The 2,123-nt window shown below is 71.7% G+C and carries 4 protein-coding genes; 3 read left to right on the top strand and 1 reads right to left on the bottom strand.

Annotated features, from left to right (window positions below; translation table 11 throughout):
• Positions 1-180: hypothetical protein (locus AC27VN_RS39660; RefSeq protein WP_490880240.1), on the bottom strand; the 180-nt coding region annotated here is incomplete at its 3' end.
• 2 nt (positions 181-182) lie between these two features.
• Here AC27VN_RS39660 and AC27VN_RS39655 point away from each other — a divergent pair.
• The 3 genes from AC27VN_RS39655 to AC27VN_RS39645 form a co-directional block, all read left to right on the top strand.
• On the top strand, positions 183-389 hold the full coding sequence (locus tag AC27VN_RS39655; protein ID WP_490880239.1) for a DUF1656 domain-containing protein: 207 nt from the start codon (positions 183-185) through the stop codon (positions 387-389).
• A 30-nt stretch (positions 390-419) separates the two neighbouring features.
• Positions 420-1,397 carry an HlyD family secretion protein gene (locus AC27VN_RS39650; protein WP_490880238.1) on the top strand — a complete coding sequence of 326 codons (978 nt, stop codon included), beginning with the start codon at positions 420-422 and terminating at the stop codon, positions 1,395-1,397.
• A partial coding sequence (locus AC27VN_RS39645; protein WP_490880237.1) for a TolC family protein occupies positions 1,394-2,123 on the top strand: 730 nt, incomplete at its 3' end. The genes AC27VN_RS39650 and AC27VN_RS39645, both read left to right, overlap by 4 nt.

The raw sequence follows: 2,123 nt of genomic DNA, 5'->3' as shown, positions 1-2,123 counted from the left end.
CGGGTCTTTCGCGCCCAGGCCGCGGGAGCGCCACGGCGCCATGAACCGCTGCTGCCGCAGATCGACCGCCTGCTGTTCGACGCGCTGCATGGCGATGCCGCGCAGCCTGACGGCGCCGCCATCGCCGCGCTCGTGGGCCTTCGACGCAATCTCTTTCCAGCGGCCCAGGGCGCGCTCCACCCATGATCGAAACGAGTTTCCACGGCGTGTACCTGCCGGGGCTGATGCTGCTGAACGGCGGCGCGCTGGCGTGTTCCTGGGCGCTGCGCCGCCTGCTGGCGCTGGCCGGCGTCTACCGCTGGGTATGGCATCCGGCGCTGTTCGACCTGGCGGTGTACGTGCTGCTGCTCTTCGCCCTGGCCCGTTTCACCGGCGTCTTCGCCACCTGATCCCCGAGCTTCGCATTGCATTCCTTCTCCATGAAACCTGACGCCATTCCCTTTCCCGCCTTTGCCCGCCGCGGCATCCGGCTGCTCGTCACCCTGGCGGCCGTCGCGGCGGCCTGCTGGGCCGCCTGGCAACTGTGGGACCACTACGAGCTGGCCCCCTGGACCCGCAACGGACGCGTGCGCGCAGAAGTCGTGCAGGTCGCGCCCGACGTGTCCGGCCTGGTGACCGATGTCGCGGTGCGCGACAACCAGTTCGTCGCCGCCGGCGCGCCGCTGTTCTCGCTGGACAAGGCCCGTTTCGAACTGGCCGTGCAGCAGGCCGAGGCCGCCGTCGCCGCGCAGGCCGTCGCGCTCGACAACCAGCGCATCCTCATCGCGCAGGCACAGCGCGAGAACAACCGCAATGCGGGCCTGGGCGAGCTGGTCTCGCAGGAGCTTCGCGAGCAGTCCCGTGCGCGGCTGGACCAGGCGAACGGCACGCTGCGCGCGGCCGAAGTGGCGCTGCGGCAGGCCCAGGTCGCGCTGGACACCGCGCGGCTGAACCTGCGCCGCACGCAGGTGTATGCCCCCGCCGATGGCCTCGTGACCAATCTCGACCTGCGGCAAGGCGCCTATGCGAGCGCCGGCCATCCGGTGATGGCGCTGGTGGATGCGGGGTCGGTCTACGTCGAAGGCTATTTCGAGGAGAACAAGCTGCCTCGCATCCACCTGGGCGACCGCGTGCGCGTGACGCCCATGGACGCCGGCGCACTCGAAGGCACCGTGGAGAGCATCGCGGCCGGCATCGCCGATCGCGATCGCAGCACCGGCGCCAACCTGCTTCCCAGCGTGAACCCGACCTTCAACTGGGTACGGCTCGCGCAGCGCGTGCCCGTGCGCGTGAAGCTGGACGCGATACCGGCGGGCACGCGGCTGGTCACGGGCCAGACGGTCACGGTGCAGGTGCTCGGGGCGTCGGCGGCGCCGGAGACGGCAGCCGCGGCTCGTCGCTCGGAGCTTCCTGGATGAGTCGCCTTCATCGACTTCTGGTTGTCACCGCGGCGGGTGTGTTGCTGGCCGGCTGTGCCCACTCGCCCGTCGGTCCCGACTATGTCGCGCCGGCCGCGCTCGCGCCCGCGCAGGCGGCCTCTGCGGGACCGTTCCTGTCGGCCGAAGGCAACGCGGCGGACGCGGCCCTGCCGCCGAACTGGTGGCATCTCTACCAGGACCCGCAGCTGGACGTACTGGTCGCGCGGGCCTTCTCGCACAACACCGACCTGCGGCAGGCCATCGCCAATTTCGAGCGCGACCAGGCGCTCGAGGCCGAGGTGCGCGGGCCGGAGCGCCCGACGCTGGCCCTGAGCGGCGGCCCCGGCTTCGGCCATGTCTCGGGGCTGACGCTCGTGCAGAAGGACTACGAACCGCCGAGCCGCTTCACCTATGGTGCGAGCGCGAACCTGTCCTACCAGCTCGACCTGTTCGGCCAATTGCGCCGCGCCATCGAGGCGGCCGAGGCCGGCAGCGGCGCGGCACAGGCCGCCGTCGACCTGGTGCGTGTCAACGTCGCCGGCGGCACCGCCAGGGCCTATGCCGAGGCCTGCGCCACCGGCTTGCGTTTGCGCAGCGCCCATGAGTCGGTGCGGCTGCAGGAGGAGGCCGTGCAGCTCGCGCAGCGGCTGCAGCAGGCCGGCAGGGTGGGGCCCATCGACACCGCGCGCGCACGCGGCCAGCTCGAACTGCTGCGCGCCTCGCTGC

Source organism: Variovorax sp. 20P10.2.4 (assembly GCF_058244205.1).
Note: the sequence above shows the minus strand (reverse complement) of the source record. Positions and strands in the feature narration are given on the sequence as shown.

What these genes read in the sequence shown, in the direction of transcription:
- AC27VN_RS39655 (WP_490880239.1), top strand. Translation starts at nt 183, where the DNA reads ATGATCGAAACGAGTTTCCACGGCGTGTACCTGCCGGGGCTGATGCTG.
- AC27VN_RS39650 (WP_490880238.1), top strand. Translation starts at nt 420, where the DNA reads ATGAAACCTGACGCCATTCCCTTTCCCGCCTTTGCCCGCCGCGGCATC.